Source organism: Deinococcus budaensis (genome assembly GCF_014201885.1).
GTDB lineage: Bacteria > Deinococcota > Deinococci > Deinococcales > Deinococcaceae > Deinococcus > Deinococcus budaensis.
In genome coordinates, this window is the sequence record NZ_JACHFN010000003.1 from 240,250 (window position 1) to 255,331 (window position 15,082).

General features: G+C 70.5%; 14 protein-coding genes and 1 tRNA gene. 5 read left to right on the top strand and 10 right to left on the bottom strand.

Going from position 1 to position 15,082, the window contains the following annotated elements:
• The first annotated feature begins 67 nt into the window (after positions 1 to 67).
• Entirely contained in the window at positions 68 to 2,518 is a 2,451-nt protein-coding gene (gene lon / locus HNQ09_RS06060; RefSeq protein WP_184026772.1) for an endopeptidase La, read from the top strand.
• Positions 2,519 to 2,561: 43 nt separating this feature from the next.
• Here lon and HNQ09_RS06065 read toward each other — a convergent pair whose 3' ends face one another.
• A complete protein-coding gene (locus HNQ09_RS06065) occupies positions 2,562 to 2,987 on the bottom strand; it encodes a thioesterase family protein (protein WP_184026774.1) in 426 nt (141 codons plus the stop codon).
• Positions 2,988 to 3,051: 64 nt separating this feature from the next.
• Between HNQ09_RS06065 and HNQ09_RS06070 the strand changes: the two genes are divergently transcribed.
• Positions 3,052 to 4,218 carry a YihY/virulence factor BrkB family protein gene (locus tag HNQ09_RS06070; RefSeq protein ID WP_184026776.1) on the top strand — a complete coding sequence of 389 codons (1,167 nt, stop codon included), beginning with the start codon at positions 3,052 to 3,054 and terminating at the stop codon, positions 4,216 to 4,218.
• A gap of 12 nt (positions 4,219 to 4,230) precedes the next feature.
• Here HNQ09_RS06070 and hisA read toward each other — a convergent pair whose 3' ends face one another.
• Complete coding sequence (gene hisA, locus HNQ09_RS06075; protein WP_184026778.1) at positions 4,231 to 4,977, bottom strand: 1-(5-phosphoribosyl)-5-[(5-phosphoribosylamino)methylideneamino]imidazole-4-carboxamide isomerase; 747 nt, start codon at positions 4,975 to 4,977, stop codon at positions 4,231 to 4,233.
• A 55-nt stretch (positions 4,978 to 5,032) separates the two neighbouring features.
• Between hisA and HNQ09_RS06080 the strand changes: the two genes are divergently transcribed.
• Positions 5,033 to 6,202, top strand: coding sequence for a glycosyltransferase (locus tag HNQ09_RS06080; protein WP_184026780.1), 1,170 nt, complete (start codon positions 5,033 to 5,035; stop codon positions 6,200 to 6,202).
• A 79-nt stretch (positions 6,203 to 6,281) separates the two neighbouring features.
• Here HNQ09_RS06080 and HNQ09_RS06085 read toward each other — a convergent pair.
• From HNQ09_RS06085 to HNQ09_RS06110, 6 genes are all read right to left on the bottom strand, one after another.
• Positions 6,282 to 6,366: transfer RNA gene (locus HNQ09_RS06085), tRNA-Leu, on the bottom strand.
• 91 nt (positions 6,367 to 6,457) lie between these two features.
• The gene (locus tag HNQ09_RS06090) at positions 6,458 to 8,521 is read right to left on the bottom strand and encodes a prolyl oligopeptidase family serine peptidase (RefSeq protein WP_184026781.1); all 2,064 of its coding nucleotides are present in this window, start codon (positions 8,519 to 8,521) and stop codon (positions 6,458 to 6,460) included.
• A 79-nt stretch (positions 8,522 to 8,600) separates the two neighbouring features.
• On the bottom strand, positions 8,601 to 9,596 hold the full coding sequence (locus HNQ09_RS06095; protein ID WP_221269644.1) for a malate dehydrogenase: 996 nt from the start codon (positions 9,594 to 9,596) through the stop codon (positions 8,601 to 8,603).
• 90 nt (positions 9,597 to 9,686) lie between these two features.
• Complete coding sequence (locus HNQ09_RS06100; RefSeq protein ID WP_184026784.1) at positions 9,687 to 10,583, bottom strand: aminoglycoside phosphotransferase family protein; 897 nt, start codon at positions 10,581 to 10,583, stop codon at positions 9,687 to 9,689.
• A 1-nt stretch (position 10,584) separates the two neighbouring features.
• Positions 10,585 to 11,421 carry an enoyl-CoA hydratase/isomerase family protein gene (locus HNQ09_RS06105; protein WP_184026786.1) on the bottom strand — a complete coding sequence of 279 codons (837 nt, stop codon included), beginning with the start codon at positions 11,419 to 11,421 and terminating at the stop codon, positions 10,585 to 10,587.
• Positions 11,422 to 11,446: 25 nt separating this feature from the next.
• On the bottom strand, positions 11,447 to 12,043 hold the full coding sequence (locus tag HNQ09_RS06110) for a hypothetical protein (protein WP_184026788.1): 597 nt from the start codon (positions 12,041 to 12,043) through the stop codon (positions 11,447 to 11,449).
• Positions 12,044 to 12,114: 71 nt separating this feature from the next.
• Here HNQ09_RS06110 and HNQ09_RS06115 point away from each other — a divergent pair, with 71 nt between their 5' ends.
• Positions 12,115 to 12,633: a DinB family protein gene (locus HNQ09_RS06115; RefSeq protein ID WP_184026790.1), complete on the top strand. Its 519-nt coding sequence runs from the start codon at positions 12,115 to 12,117 to the stop codon at positions 12,631 to 12,633.
• Positions 12,634 to 12,636: 3 nt separating this feature from the next.
• On the opposite strand, the gene HNQ09_RS06120 is transcribed toward HNQ09_RS06115, so the two are convergent.
• A complete protein-coding gene (locus HNQ09_RS06120) occupies positions 12,637 to 13,251 on the bottom strand; it encodes a histidine phosphatase family protein (RefSeq protein WP_184026953.1) in 615 nt (204 codons plus the stop codon).
• Positions 13,248 to 13,709, bottom strand: coding sequence for an acyl-CoA thioesterase (locus HNQ09_RS06125; protein ID WP_184026791.1), 462 nt, complete (start codon positions 13,707 to 13,709; stop codon positions 13,248 to 13,250). Before HNQ09_RS06125 ends, HNQ09_RS06120 begins: the two co-directional genes overlap by 4 nt.
• A gap of 221 nt (positions 13,710 to 13,930) precedes the next feature.
• On the opposite strand from HNQ09_RS06125, the gene HNQ09_RS06130 reads away from it, so the two are divergent.
• Positions 13,931 to 15,070 (top strand): ABC transporter substrate-binding protein, encoded by a 1,140-nt coding sequence (locus HNQ09_RS06130; RefSeq protein ID WP_184026793.1) that lies wholly within the window; start codon positions 13,931 to 13,933, stop codon positions 15,068 to 15,070.
• Positions 15,071 to 15,082: the final 12 nt, after the last annotated feature.

Below are 15,082 nucleotides of genomic sequence, written 5' to 3' on the forward strand. Positions count from 1 at the left end.
CTCGGCTTTCCCGCGTTAGACTCACCTATTCCCGGTCCCCCTGCGGGCCGGCGCGCAAGGAGCAAGCATGATCTGGGAACTTCCCGTTGTCGCCCTCAGAAATATGGTCATCCTGCCCGGCATCACCATGAACATCGATGTGGGGCGTCCCAAGAGCAAGCGCGCGGTGGACGAGGCGCAGAGCAGCGACCGCCGGGTGCTGTTGCTGACCCAGCGTGACGCCCGCACCGACGACCCCACCCGGGCCGAGCTGTATGAGATGGGCGTCCTGGCGGTCGTCAAGCAGGTCGTGCGGATGCCCGACAACACCTATCAGGTGCTGGTCGAAGCGCAGGAACGCGCCGCCGTGCAAGACGAGGTGCCCAGCGCCTACCTGCGGGTCCGGGCCGAGACGCAGCCGGCCCCCGAACCCGCCACCGAGCTGGAGGCGCGCGAGGTGCAGGTCATCATGGCGGAGGTCAAGTCGGCCTTCGAGGAATACCAGCGCCAGAACAAGAACCTGCGGCTGGACAACTACCAGCTCGAGGGTCTGAAGAACCTCGCGGACGCCGGGGCGCTGGCCGATTCTGTCGCGCATCACGCCACCTGGACGCCCGAGGAAAAGCAGGAGGTCTTGTCGGCCACCTCGCCGCGCGCCCGGCTGGAGGCGGTGCTGAAGTTCCTGACCCGCGACTCCGAGCGCTTCAACATGGACAAGAAGATCGCCGGGCGCGTCAAGGAGCAGATGGACGCCAACCAGCGCGAGTACTACCTGCGCGAGCAGATGAAGGCCATCGGCAAGGAACTCGGCGGCGGCGAGGACGGCCCAGCCGAGGTCGACGCCCTGCGCGAGAAGATCGAGGCCGCCGGGATGCCCGAGTCCGTCAAGGACAAGGCCCTCAAGGAACTCGCCCGACTGGAGCGCACCCCCGGCGGCAGCCCCGAGAGCACGGTCGTGCGCAACTACATCGACTGGCTCACCGACGTGCCCTGGAGCAAGCGCGACGAGGAGATCCTCGATATTCAGCGCACGCGCGACATTCTCGACGCCGACCACTACGCGCTGGGCGACGTCAAAGACCGCATCCTGGAATTCCTGGCCGTGCGCCAGCTCACCCACAAGGAGGGCGAGACCGAGGAGCAGCGCCGCGAGCGGGCCGCCGAGGAGCGCACCGACGACGCCGAGCTGCGCGCGCCCATCCTGGTGCTCGTCGGCCCTCCCGGGGTTGGCAAGACCTCGCTGGGCAAGAGCATCGCCCGTTCTCTTAACCGTAAGTTCGTCCGCATGGCGCTGGGCGGCGTGCGCGACGAGGCCGAGATTCGCGGCCACCGCCGGACCTACATCGGCTCCATGCCTGGCCGCATCATCCAGGCGATGAAGACGGCGGGCGTGACCAACCCGATCATCCTGCTCGACGAGATCGACAAGATGAGCAGCGACTGGCGCGGCGACCCCTCCAGCGCGATGCTGGAAGTCCTCGACCCCGAGCAGAACCACACCTTCCAGGACCACTACCTGGAGGTGCCCTACGACCTCTCGCAGGTCATGTTCATCACCACCGCCAACACCCTCCAGACCATTCCCCGGCCGCTGCTCGACCGCATGGAGGTGATCCAGATTCCCGGCTACACCCAGCCCGAGAAGGTGGAGATCGCCAAGCGCTACCGGGTGCCCCGGCAGATCAAGAGCCACGGCCTGACCGGCAAGCTGGAGATCACCGACGCGGCCCTGAACCGGATCGTGGAGGAGTACACCGCCGAGAGCGGCGTGCGGAACCTCGACCGCCAGATCAGCAAGCTGGCCCGTAAGGCCGCCCGCGAGCTGCTGGAGCAGCCCTGGGAGGGCCTGAAGGTCGTCGACGCGGCGGATATCCCGGCCTACCTGGGCGTGCCGCTGCACCGTCCGGACAAGATGGAGAAAGAACCCCAGGTCGGCGTGGCGCAGGGTCTGGCGTGGACCAGCGTGGGCGGCACGATGCTGGTGGTCGAGGCGCTCGCCACCCCCGGCAGCGGCAAGATCGTGATGACCGGCTCGCTGGGCGACGTGATGAAAGAAAGCGTCTCGGCGGCCATCGCCTACCTGCGGGCACATGCCCACGAGTACGGCGCCGATCCCGACTTCCACAAGAACCTCGACCTGCACGTGCACTTCCCCGACGGCGCCACGCCCAAGGACGGCCCCAGCGCCGGGATCACGATTGCCACTGCCGTGATCAGCGCGGTCACCGGGCGCCCGGCCCGGATGGACGTGGCGATGACGGGCGAGATCAGCCTGCGCGGCCGGGTGCTGCCCATCGGCGGCCTCAAGGAGAAGCTGCTGGCCGCGCACCAGGGCGGTATCCGCGAGGTGATCTTCCCCAAGGACAACGAGCCGAACCTTCAGGACGTGCCCGAGAGCATCCTGGGCGAGCTGCGCGTCCACACCGCCGAGCGCGTGGGCGAGGTGCTCGACCTGGTCCTGCTGCCCGCGCCGCAAAGCAGCGAGCCGGCCACCATCCCCCCGGTCCAGGGCCGGGACGTGACGCAGCCGGGGGCGTAAAAGCCACCAGCTTAGGACTGCCCCCGCCTCGGCGGGGGTTTTCTTATGCTCCCCGTTGGTGGGCCTGCCACCTCTCCCGCAATGCCTCGAAGTTCTCGTCGATCCTGGCCTGCGGCAGGCTCATCTGGGTCGTCGTGCCATGCCCGATCTCGTCCCCGAGTTCCGACACCGCACGCAGGGCACACAGAATCCGGCGCCCATCCATCCGCTCGAACGTCGCGGTGACGGTCACGGTCATGCCGGGCAGAGCCGAGGCCGTGTGGGTGACCTCCACGCTGGTGCCGATGCCGTCCTCGCCTTCCTCCAGGAAAGGGAGGATGATCTTGCGCCCGGCTTCTTCAAAGTGGCGGGCCAGCCAGTAGGTCGCGTACACCGGATGCACGGCGCCGAGTTCGCCGAACTTCACGGTCATCTCGTCGGTGACGAGCACGGTCAGGGTCTGGGTGAAACCGGGCGGGATCGGGCGCATGGGCCGAGGCTAGCAGGCGGGTGGAGAGGGCCGCCCGGGCTGCCCCCCCCGTAGACTGGAGCGCATGAAGTTCGCGGACCTGTTCACCCTGATCCGGGAGGCGGCGCTGGCCTTTGGGCAGGACAAGGCCCCCCGGCTGGCGGCGGCGGTGGCGTACTACTCGATCTTCGCCATCGCGCCGCTGCTGTTTTTCGCGCTGGCGGTCGCCAGCGGCCTGCTGGCCAACGTGGACGTGCAAGACCGGCTCTTCGATTTTTTGGCCGAGAACATCAACCAGAGCGCCGTGGAGTTCGTGCAGGGCATCTTGCCCTCGGGCAGCCAGTTGCAGCAGTCCAGCCTGTGGGCCAGCGTTCTCGGCTTCGGGACCCTGTTTATGGGCGCGACCGGGCTGTTCGTGCAGTTGCAAGACGCGCTCAACACCCTCTGGGGCGCCGAGCCGGGGCCGCTGGGGGGCGTGTGGAACATCGTCAAGGCGCGGCTGAAGGCCTTCGGACTGATTCTGGGCTTCGGCATCGTGATCATCGCCTTTCTGGTGGGCAACACCTACCTGTCGGCGGTCGCGGGGCAGCTGGGCAGCACCATCGGGCTGGGGGCCTTTTTCGTGCGGCTGGTCACGCTGGGGGTGGGACTGGTCGTGCTGACGCTGGTCTTTGCCGCCGTGTACAAGGTGCTGCCCAACGTCCGGCTCCAGTGGCGCGAGGTGTGGGTGGGCAGCGCGGTCACCGCCACGCTGTTCACGCTGGGGCAGCTGGGGATCAGCTGGTATCTGGGCCGCTTCGCGCCAGGCAGCGCCTTTGGGGTGGCGGGGTCGCTGGTCGTGCTGCTGGTGTGGATCTACTACTCGGCGCTGATCTTCTTTTTCGGGGCCGAGGTGACCTGGGTGTACTCGCAAAAGTACGGCTCGGGCGCGGGCGGGGCCGTGAGCGTCACCAAGAAGGAAGAACTCGTCGCCAAGGGCGCCGACCTCGACCCCACCCCCAGTGAGCAGGAACTGGAGGGCCTGGCGCGGGCCGCCGAGCAGGGCAAGCCCGTTGCGGGGCGCTGGGGCCGCAGGTGGCAGGAAGGCCGCGCCGCGCTGCCCCGGGTGCTGCCGCAGGTCCCCACCCAGGCCGAGGGCCGGGTGCTGCCCACCGTGCGCGGGGCGCTGTGGAACGCGCTGACCGCGCTGATGGCCGTCCCCGCCGTGGTGGTGCTGCGGATGCTGGGGCTGACCGGAGGGCGCCGGAAGTAGGGAGGCCGCGCCTTACCCCAGCTCGGGCAGCGGGTAGGGCAGCGTCCCCTCGTAGATCGCGCGGCCCACGATGGCGCCGTGCAGGCCCTCTTCGGCCAGCAGGCGCACGTCGTCCAGGTTCGCCACGCCGCCGCCCACGATCAGGGTGTTGGTCCACAGCTGGCGTACCTGGCGCATCAGCTCGCGGTCGAGGCCCCGCAGGGTGCCGTCGCGGGTCACGTCGGTAAAGATCAGGGTTTCCAGCCCCGCGTCGGCCAGCGCGGGGGTAAGTTCGGCCACCTGTACGCCGCTGCCCTCGGCCCAGCCGTGGGTGGCGACCTCCAGGCCCCGGGCGTCGAGGCTCACGACCACCCGTTCGGGACCGTGCGCCCGGATCAGGTCGCGCACCAGCTGCGGGTTTTTTACGGCGGCGGTGCCGATCACCACCCGCTCCACCCCGGCGCGCAGCAGCGTCTCGGCGCTCTCGCGGTCGCGGACGCCGCCGCCAACCTCGACGGGCACGTCCCAGTCGTCCGCCAGTTCGGCGGCGATGCGGTGGATCACCTCCCGGTTCTCGCCGCGCCCGGTAGCGGCGTCGAGGTCCACCAGATGGACCAGTCCGGCCCCCAGCCGCGCCCAGTGGCGGGCCGCCTCCAGCGGGGAGTCGAAATACACCGTCTCGCGGTCGGGATCGCCCTCGTAAAGCCGCACGGCGCGGCCCGACTGGATGTCCACGCAGGGAATGATCTGGGGCTGGGGGCGCAGGGAGCCGGGCGTCATGCGGGCCAGCATAGCGGCCCTGGCGGGAGGCTCCGGGGGTACACTCCGGGGAATCGTGCGTATCGGGATCGTGACCGCCACCTACCTGCCGTCCCGCAACGGCGTCGCCACGAGTACCGCGCTGTACGCCCGTGGCCTGCGCGAACGCGGGCACGAGGTCCGCATCTTCGCGCCGCGCCACCCCCAGGCGCGCGGGCCGGAAGAGGGCGTCTACCGCCTCAACTCGTCTTTCGCCGGGGCCAGGACGCTGGGGGCGCCCGCCGACTACCCGGTCATGCTCGCGCCGGGGCCGCTGCTGACCTCGCGGCTGCCGCTGCGCGACCTCGACGTGCTGCACACCATGCACCCCTTTCTGGCCGGGCGGCTGGCGTTGAGGTGGGGCCGGGCGGCGGGCGCCCCGGTGGTCTTCACGGCGCACACCCAGTACGACCAGTACCTGCACTACGCGCCCATGCCCAAGCGGGTGGGCCGCGCGATGCTGCGCCCGCACGTGGCGGCCTTTGCCCGGCGGGTGGACACCGTGCTCGCGCCGGGCCGCGCGATGGTCGAGATGCTGCGCGAGTACGGCTTTGCGGGCGAGGTGACGCTCCTGCCCAACCCGGTGGACCTCGCCAGCTTCCGGGAGGCGCGGGGCGAGGCCTTCCGCGCCGAGTACGGGGTGCCGGGGAACGTGCCGCTGGTGATGTACCTGGGCCGCCTCGCGCCCGAGAAGAATCTGGACGTAATGCTGCGGGCCTTTGCCCAGGCGCAGGCCTCGCGCCCCGAGCTGCGGCTGCTGGTGGTGGGCGACGGGCCAGGCCGCGCGGAGGCCGAGGCGAACGCGCCGCAGGGGGTCACCTTCACCGGCCCGGTCCCCTACGCCCGCGTGCCCGAAGCCCTGGCCGCCGCCGACGCCTTTCTCACCGCCAGCACGTCCGAGGTGCTGCCCATGAGCATGATCGAGGCCCTCGCGGCGGGCGCCCCGCTGGTGGCCGCCCAGAGTCCCGCCGCGCTGGATCTGGTGCAGCCGGGAGTCAACGGCCTGGTCACCGACGCGACCCCGGACGCCCTGGCCGCCGGGCTGTTGGGCCTGCTGCGTCCGGACCGCCTGCCGGCCCTGCAAGCCGGGGCGCGGGCCAGCGCCGGGCAGTACGATCTGCCGGGCCGCGCCGCGGCGCTGGAGGCGGTCTACGCGCGCACGCTGGCGCGGGGACGGACGAGAAGCCGCTTCTCGCGTTCGTCGTGACTCTCCCTCCGGGGCCTTCTCCGGGCCGCCGGATAACCAAGCGAAGACCCCCGCAACCTTCTGCGGGGGCCTTGCGTTGTGGTGCCGAGGATGGGACTTGAACCCACACGCCTCGCGGCGCTAGTCCCTGAAACTAGTGCGTCTACCAATTCCGCCACCTCGGCAACCTGTTTGGTATTTCGCCCGCGCACGGGCGCGTTTCAGAGGCTCGCTTACTTTAGCGGCGGGTGGGGGGTCTGTCAACCGCTGCGGGCCTCAGCGGGGGCAGTGGCCGCCCAACCGGTCTTCGAGGAAGGCCCACACGTCGGCGGCCTCCTCGATCACCAGCGCGGTGGGCTTGCCCGCCCCGTGCCCGGCCCGCGTCTGGATGCGGATCAGCACCGGGGCCTCTCCCCCATGCGCCCACTGAAGTTCGGCCCCGAACTTGAAGGAATGCGCCGGAACCACCCGGTCGTCGTGGTCGCCCGTGGTGATGAGCGTGGCGGGGTAGGGCGTGCCTTCCCTCAGGTTGTGGAGGGGCGAGTAGGCCAGCAGCGCCTCCAGCATCTGCGGATCGTCGGCGCGGCCGTAGTCGGAGGCCCAGGCCCAGCCGATGGTGAAGTGCTGGTAGCGCAGCATGTCCAGCACGCCGACCTGCGGAATGGCCGCTGCGAAGAGGTCCGGCCGCTGGGTCATGCACGCGCCCACCAGCAGGCCGCCGTTGCTGCCGCCCTGGATGCCAAGGTGCGCGGGCGAGGTCACGCCCGTCTTGATCAGGTGCTCGGCCACCGCGATGAAGTCGTCGAAGACGTTCTGCTTGTCCCCCAGCGTGCCTGCCCGGTGCCATTCCTCGCCGTACTCGCCGCCGCCGCGCAGGTTGGCCTGCACGTACACGCCGCCGCGCTCCAGCCACGCGAGGCGCGAGGGGCTGAAGGCGGGCGTCAGGCTGATGTTGAAGCCGCCGTAGCCGTACAGCAGGGTGGGGTTCTGGCCGTCGCGGACCATCCCCTTTCGCGCCACGATAAAGAGGGGCACCCGCGTGCCGTCCCGACTGGTGGCGAACTCCTGCGTGACCTCGTAGGCGGAGGCGTCGAAGGTCAGGGCAGGATCGGCCAGCGGCTCGGGTTCACCGTCCGGCAGCAGCAGGCGGTAGGGCATGGTCGGGGTCAGGAAGGACGTGAAGCCCAGGAAGACCTCGGGGTCGTCCTCCTGGGTGCTCAGGCCCATCAGGGAGCCGAGGCCAGGGAGGGTGATTTCGCGCTGGGGACGGCCGTCGCGTCCGTGCAGCGTGACCCGGTGGCTGGCGTCCTCCAGCGTGACGGCGAGGAGGCCACCAGGCACCGCTGCCACGTAGTCGAGCTTGTGCGGCCCTTCCGGGATGAGGTCACGGCGCTCGCCCGTCTCCAGATTCCAGGCGATCACCTTCTCGCGCGGCGCGCCCTCGTCGGTCTTGAGCAGCAGCACGTCGCCCTCGCTGCCGATCAGCTCGAAGCTGGCGCGGAAGTCGGAGACGAGTTCACGCCAGGGACCGCCGGGGGCGAGGTCGCGCACCCACAGCAGGTTCTTGGGGTCGGTGCCCTTCCACACGTGCAGGACGAGGAAGCGGCCGTCGTGCGTGACCTGCGGGCGGAAGCCCCAGTCGGGTTCGTCAGGGCGGGCGACGACGAGGGTGTCCTCGGCCTGCGGGGAGCCGACCCGGTGGAACATCAGGCGCTGGTTCCGGTTCGCCCCGGTCAGGACGCCGCCTTCCGTGGGCGCGTCGTAGGCGCTGTAGTAGAAGCCGGAGCCGTCGGGGAGCCACTCGGCCCCGCTGAACTTGCTCCAGTCGAGGCGGTCGGGAAGGTCCTCGCCACTCGAAACGTCGCGCACCTGCCAGGTCACCCAGTCGCTGCCGCCGCTCTGGGTGCCGTAGGCGAGCCGCCTGCCGTCCTCGCTCACCGACGCGCCCGCCAGCGCCACCGTCCCATCCGCGCTGAGGGTGTTGGGGTCGAGCAGGGTGCGCCACGGCCCGCGCGGGCTGTCGGCGACCTCCAGCACGGGCTGGTTGAGGAGGCCGGGGTTGAACTGCCGGAAGTACCGCGCCCCGCGTTTCCAGGGCGTGCCTTCCTTGGGATAGTTCCATAGGGCGGTCAGGCGCCCCTGGTAGGCGGCGCGGGCGGGCAGGGTATCCAGGTGGGCGCCGGTCACCCGGTTCTGCGCCTCCACCCAGGCGCGGGTCTCCGGGCTGTCGGGGTCTTCCAGCCAGCGGTAGGGGTCCGGCACGCGGACCTCGCGGCCGTGGGGGTCGGTGTACACGTCCACGTGGTCGCCACGCAGAGACTCCGGGTATTGGAGGGTCACGGGGGGCATTCTGTCACGGCAAAAGCCGGGGGCAGAGGGCGGGAATCTCCCCTGCCCCTCTGCCCCCGTCCTTCCGGTTTTACTTCACCAGGCCGAGCTTGCGAACCTCGTCGCGCTCCTCGATGAGTTCCTGCGCGGTGGCGTCCATCTTGCCCCGGCTGAACTCGGACACGTCGAGGCCCTGCACCATCTCGTACTGGCCGCCGCTGCACCGCACGGGGAAGCCGTAGATCAGGCCCTCGGGCACGCCGTAGGAGCCGTCACTGGGAATGCCCATGCTGACCCACTCGCCTTCGGGGGTGCCCAGCGCCCAGTCGCGCATGTGGTCGATGGCGGCACTGGCAGCCGAGGCCGCGCTGCTGGCCCCCCGCGCCTCGATGATCGCCGCGCCGCGCTTGGCGACGGTGGGGATGTAGGTGCCCTCGTACCACTCGCGCTCCACGAGGTCGAGGGCGGGCTGGCCGTTCACGGTCGCCTGCGAGAGGTCGGGGTACTGGGTTGAGGAGTGGTTGCCCCAGATGGTGATGTTCTTGATCGCGCTCACGGGCTGCCCGGTCTGCTCGGCGAGTTGCGAGATCGCGCGGTTGTGGTCCAGACGCACCATCGCGGTGAACTGCTTCGGGTCGAGGTCGGGCGCGTTCTGCTGCGCGATCAGGGCGTTGGTGTTGGCGGGGTTGCCCACCACGAGCACCTTCACGTCGCGGCTGGCAACGGCGTTCAGCGCCTCGCCCTGCGGCTTGAAGATGCCGCCGTTGGCGCTCAGCAGGTCACCGCGCTCCATTCCGGCCTTGCGGGGCATCGCGCCCACGAGCAGGGCGTAGTCGGCGTCCTTGAAGGCGACCATCGGGTCGTCGGAGGTCACGATGTCCGCCAGCAGCGGGAACGCGCAGTCGCGCAGCTCCATCACGACGCCCTGAAGCGCCTTCAGCGCAGGCGTGATTTCCAGCAGTTGCAGGATGACGGGCTGATCCTTGCCCAGCATGTCGCCGGACGCGATGCGGAACAGCAGGCTGTAGCCGATCTGCCCGGCGGCGCCGGTAACGGCCACGCGGACGGGTTGCTTGGTCATGGTCATGGGGTGTACCTCCTGAAAGGTGAGATTGGTCGCCCAACAATAACGCGGGGGCGGGAGTAGGGGCGGGGGCGTTCCCCAGGGGGAGACAGCTCACCCCATCCGCCCCAGCACCCTGATCACCCGTGCGCAACGGGGCGGATCGATGGTCAACCCCGCCTCCAGCCCCCAGAGCCAGTAATCGACGGTGCGGACATAGGTCCAGGCGCGGGCCAGCCCAGCGTCCAGCCCCGCCGAACTGACGATCCGGTCAAGCGCCCACTCCACCCCGCCGCGCGCCTCAATCTCCTCCAGCCGCCACCACAGCAGTTGGGCCACGCCGTATTCCGAGTCCCCGACGAGCACCTGAGGGTCGATGACCAGCCAAGGCTCGCGTCCAGCACGCAGGACGTTCCCGTCGTGAATGTCCCAGTTGACGAGCAGGTTTCCGGCCGAGGGGGCAAGGGCGAAGGCCAGGTCAGCCGCCCGCTCCATGACCCGTCGGGGCAGCGGGCGGCCCTGCCGCTCCCAACGCTCCGGCAACGTGGCCCCCACCTGCCGAGCCACCGCCGCCAGCGAGGGAAAATCCACCGGGGCCGGAACAGCGAGCCGACTCAGCAGCCCCCCGGCGACATGCAGGGCCTCCTCCACCCCGACCCGGCCCAGGTCCGCCGCACTGTCGAGGCGTTCGAGGAGAAGCACCTGCCGCCCCATGTCCGCCCGCAGCAGCCGAACAGCGCCCTGCCCGTCCCACAGCGTCAGAGCCGTGACCACCCGCTCCAGAGTGCCGTCCTCGCTCGGCCAGGTGACCTTGAGCACGGCGGGCGTGCCCGCGCCGCGCACGGCGAAGACCAAGCCCCATTCCCCATGCATGGCCGGACCCTCCACCTCCAGGCCCCAGGCGGCGCAGACTTCAGCGATCAGATTGGGCAACGACCCGATCCAGCGGCGACCCGCCTCACCCGACCGGGCGACAGTCCTCGTGGCAAACGCTTCGGGCACGGTGATCATCTCAGATCGGCGCGTCTTCCTCAAACCTCGGCTCGCGCTTCTCGCGCAGGCTGCTCAGGCCCTCGCGCACGTCGGGGCCGGTGAAGCCCAGGAACTCGAGGGCGAGGCTGGTGTCGAAGGTCGGTCCCATCGCCCGCAGCCAGTTGTTGAGGGCGTATTTGGTCCAGCGGACGGCGGTCGGACTACCCGAGGCGAGCTTGCGGGCCACAGCCCACGCGCGGTCGAGCAGTTCCTCGTCGGGCACGCACAGGCTGACCAGGCCGATGCGCTCGGCTTCCTCGCCGCTGACGGGTTCGCCCGTCATCAGGTGGTACTTGGCCTTGTTCAGCCCGCACAGCAGGGGCCAGACCATCGCGGCGTGGTCGCCTGCCGCCACGCCCAGCCGCACATGCCCGTCCAGAATCCGGGCCGACTTCGCCGCGACGCTCACGTCCGCGAGCAGGGCGACCGCCAGCCCCGCGCCCACGCAGGGGCCGTGGATGGCGCTCACGACGGGTTTCCCGCAGTTGACGAGGTTGTACACGAGGTCACGGGCTTCTTTCCACACGCGGGCCAGCGCCGTGAAGTCCTGGCTCATCTCCTCGATCAGCGCGAAGTCGCCGCCCGAGGAAAAGCCCCGGCCCTCACCGCGCACCAGTACGCAGCGGACGCCTGAGGCGGCGTCGATGTCGCGCCAGACATACGTCAGGGCGCGGTGAGCGTCGGCGTCCACGGAGTTCAGGGTCTTGTCGTTGCGCAGGACGACTTCGAGAATGCCGCCTTCGTGCAGGGTGAGGTGCAGGCCGGGGTAGGCGCCCGGCGCGGTGAGCTGCTGCGCGGTCAGGGAGTGGGCTGGCATGGGGGGAGGCTAACACCCCCCGGCTTCAGGGCAGGCCCACCAGACCCTCACGGTTGACCAGCGCGGCGGGCACGCCCAGTTCGGCGGACCGCGCCGTGTCGGGCAGGCCGGGGGGGCCAGCGAACAGCAGGGTCGGGCGGGCCTCCAGCCCGATACTCCCGGCCTCATCGATCCGGGCGAGCAGGGCTTCGAAGCTCCAGTCGCGCGCCCACAGCCGCTTGAGGGCGTGCAGGGCGGCGGTGCCGGGGGGCAGCACGGTCGCCGCTTCGGTCTCGCGCCCGCCGGGGCGGCGCAGGTGCAGCTCGCCCGTGCTCAGACCCGCGTTGCCCAGCGCCCGGTAAAAGCGCTGCACCGCGTCGTCGCCCAGATAGCTCGTCAGAATCAGGCCAGCGGCGCGCGGCGCGAGGGTCTCCAGCAGGTCCTCGTCGAGCCGCGCGGGGTTCAGCGGCGCGAGCAGGCGCGAGAGCTGCTCGGGCAAGTTGGCCTCACGGTAAAAGGCTTCCTCGTAGGCGGCGGGAACCAGCATGGCGGCCGGGACGCGCCCCAGGTGTTCGGCCAGGCGGTGGGTCTCGGCGCCCACCTGGGACGGCGGCAGCCGGACAGCCTCGCTGAGGGTCAGCATGGTCAGGAGCTTAGAGGATTTCCCCAGACCGCTGACCGCACGGGGGGTCTTCCCTGCGGAATACTGCCCCCATGACCCAGCAGCCAGACCGCCGCTTTCCCATCGGCCCCATTCAGGACCTGCCCGGCCGGGACCGGGCCGCGCTGGAGGAGGTCGCCTCGCGGCTGGAGGGTGCGGCGCGCGAGTGGCGCGCCCTGCTGACCGGGCTGGACGCGGCGGGGCTGAGCCGCACCTACCGGCCCGGCGGCTGGACAGTCGCGCAGCTCGCCCACCACGCGGCCGACGCGCACCTGCACGGCCTGCACCGCCTGAAATACGGCCTGACGGTGGAGGGGTACGTGATTCAGCCCTTCGCGCAGGAGGCGTGGCTGGCCCTGGCCGACGCGGCCTTGCCGGTGGAGGCGGCGCTGGGCCTGCTGGACGCCGCGAACCTGCGCTGGGCGGCCCTGCTGCGCGGCACCGACCCCGCGCAGTTCGCCCGGCGGGTCACCCACCCGCAGGAGGGCGAGCAGGACCTGTGGCGCCTGACCGCCAAGCACGACTGGCACCTGCGCCATCACCTCGCGCACGCGCGGCTGGCGCTGGAGTAGATCCTAGTCCTCCAGGTGCGCGTGGTCGTTGTAGGTCAGCAGCGTCCAACCTGCCGCGCCGCGTTCCAGGCGGGTGAGGCCGGTGTGCGCGTGGCGGTAGGGAAAGGGCAGCACGTAGCCCCGCTGCGGGGTGGCGGGCCAGCCGAACAGCCCGCACAGCAGGGCGCGCAGGGCGGCCCCGTGGGTAAAGGCGGTGACGGTTCCGCCGGGCAACTCCTCCGCCCAGGCGCGCAGGCGGGCGGCCACCGCCGCCAGGCTCTCGCCGCCGCCGGGCGCGGGCAGGCGCCAGGGGTCTCGCTGCCACGCGGCGTAGTCGGGGTCGTGGAGCACGTCCACCGTGGTGGCCCCCTCGTAACGCCCGAAGTGCAGCTCGCGCAGCCGGGCGTCCAGGGTGAGGTCCGCAGCGGGCAGGGCCAGCCGCGCCGTCTCGGCGGCCCGCCGCAGGTCGCTGGCATAGACGGTGCCGGGGTTGCCCCCCGCCAGCCGCTGTCCCAGCCGCCGCGCCTGCTCCTCCCCCACCTCGCCCAGCGGCGTATCGGTCCAGCCCTGCCAGCGGCCCGCGCCGTTCCAGTCGGTCGCCCCGTGGCGAATCAGGGTCAGGCGCAGCGCGGCGCTCAGGGCCGGGCCTCGGGGTCGGGGTGCTGACTGGCGGTGTCCAGCCCTTCCGCGAGCGGGGGGACCGGGCGCGGCCTCCCCTCCTCGTCGAGCGCCACGAACACGAACACGCCCGTGGTGGCGAGTTGCTGCTCGCCGGAGGCCATGTTCTCGCGGTACACGTCCACCCGGATGGTCATGGAGGAGCGGCCCACCCGCACCACCCGCGCGTCGAGCGCGACCGCGTCCCCCACCCGGATCGGGGTGTGGAAGTCCACGCCGTCCATGCGGGCCGTGACCACCGCGCCCCCCGTGCCTGCGTGCCGCACCGCCGCGACGCTGGCCGCCTTGTCCATCAGCGAGAGCACGAAGCCCCCGAAGGCCGTCCCCAGGTAATTGGTGTCCTTGGGAAAGACCAGTTCGAGCATCCGGGCACGGCTGCGGGGAGCGGGGGTGGTGGGCAGGGCGGGCAGGTCGGTCATCGCGCCCGAGTGTAGCGGCCCCCGGGCCTGGCAAACGGCCCTGCGCGGCGGGAAGGAGCGCCAGAAATGGGGGCAGGACAATTGACACCCCCAGCGGCACGTGCCAGCATGAACGCACCCACAATTTGTACTGCGTGCAGAGGGGGCCGAAGCGCGGCCCAGAGGTGTTGTCCCGGCTTTTATCGCTGTGTCCCGCCCCAGGGGGGCACCGGAGGTTCACTATGACCAAGCGTTCCCTGATTCCTCTTTTCCTCGCGCTCGGCGCGGGGTCCGCGCTGGCCGACAAGGTCGTGAGCATCGGCTTCAGCGGTCCGCTGTCGGGCGGCGCCGCGCTGTACGGCAAAGACACCCAGAGCGGCGTCGAGATGGCGATCAACGAACTCAACCGCGCGGGCGGGATCACCGTGGGAGGCGAGAAAGTCACCTTCCGGCTGGTGTCGCTCGACGACCGCTACCTGCCCAACGAGACGGCCACCAACGTGCGGCGCCTGACCTCGCAGGGCATCGACGTGGTGTTCGTGCCGCACGCGGGCGGCATCTTGGCGGTGCAGCCGCTGGCGGTGCGCGACCCCAACTTCCTGCTGGTGGCGTACTCCAGCGAGCCGAAGATCCTGGACGCCAAAAGCCCCATGACCTTTATGCTCCCGCCGCGCTACGACAACTACCTGCAACCCTTCGTCTCGACCCAGATGAAGGCCTTCGGCAAGAAACTCGGGATGGTGGGCACCACCAGCGCCTACGGCAAGCAGTGGGCCGACGCCGTGACCGAGGAGTGGAAAAAGCAGGGCGGCACCGTCGGGCGCGACAACGGGGTGGACTATTCCACCACCGTGGACTACTCCAGCGCCGTGACCAAGGCGCTGGCGGAAAAACCCGACGTGCTGTTTATCGGCGGCCCCTCGCAGCCCACCGCGCTGGTCGTCAAGGCGGCGCGCGAACAGGGGTTCAAGGGCGGCTTCATCGTGATGGACCAGGCCAAGTTCGAGCAGATGGACACGGTCGTGCCGCGCGCCTACCTCGACGGCTCGGTGGGCGTGCTGCCGACCAAGGAGTTCCCCGGCACCCAGCTCTTTGTCTCGCAGTACCAGCGCGCCTACAAGAAGATTCCCACCAGCGAGGCGGGCCTGAACTACATGGGCATGAACGTGATCGCCAAGGCGATGGAACTCGCCGGGACGACCGACAACCCGCAGGCGATCCGCGCGCAGCTCAACGCCGCCGCCAAGGCGCTGCCGCTCAGCAAGACCGTCTACAAGCTCGCGGGCGTCACCGCCGGGGGCCACGTGGACGCCGAGTTCCTGATCGCCAGCGTCAAGAACGGCAAGTACACCCGCCTGCGCGTGAGCAAGGTCTTCAAGTAAACCGCGTGCTGC

Coding starts and splice junctions, on each gene's coding strand:
- lon (WP_184026772.1), top strand. CDS start 68: ATGATCTGGGAACTTCCCGTTGTCGCCCTCAGAAATATGGTCATCCTG.
- HNQ09_RS06065 (WP_184026774.1), bottom strand. CDS start 2,987: ATGCGCCCGATCCCGCCCGGTTTCACCCAGACCCTGACCGTGCTCGTC.
- HNQ09_RS06070 (WP_184026776.1), top strand. CDS start 3,052: ATGAAGTTCGCGGACCTGTTCACCCTGATCCGGGAGGCGGCGCTGGCC.
- hisA (WP_184026778.1), bottom strand. CDS start 4,977: ATGACGCCCGGCTCCCTGCGCCCCCAGCCCCAGATCATTCCCTGCGTG.
- HNQ09_RS06095 (WP_221269644.1), bottom strand. CDS start 9,596: ATGACCATGACCAAGCAACCCGTCCGCGTGGCCGTTACCGGCGCCGCC.
- HNQ09_RS06100 (WP_184026784.1), bottom strand. CDS start 10,583: ATGATCACCGTGCCCGAAGCGTTTGCCACGAGGACTGTCGCCCGGTCG.
- HNQ09_RS06105 (WP_184026786.1), bottom strand. CDS start 11,421: ATGCCAGCCCACTCCCTGACCGCGCAGCAGCTCACCGCGCCGGGCGCC.
- HNQ09_RS06110 (WP_184026788.1), bottom strand. CDS start 12,043: ATGCTGACCCTCAGCGAGGCTGTCCGGCTGCCGCCGTCCCAGGTGGGC.
- HNQ09_RS06115 (WP_184026790.1), top strand. CDS start 12,115: ATGACCCAGCAGCCAGACCGCCGCTTTCCCATCGGCCCCATTCAGGAC.
- HNQ09_RS06125 (WP_184026791.1), bottom strand. CDS start 13,709: ATGACCGACCTGCCCGCCCTGCCCACCACCCCCGCTCCCCGCAGCCGT.
- HNQ09_RS06130 (WP_184026793.1), top strand. CDS start 13,931: ATGACCAAGCGTTCCCTGATTCCTCTTTTCCTCGCGCTCGGCGCGGGG.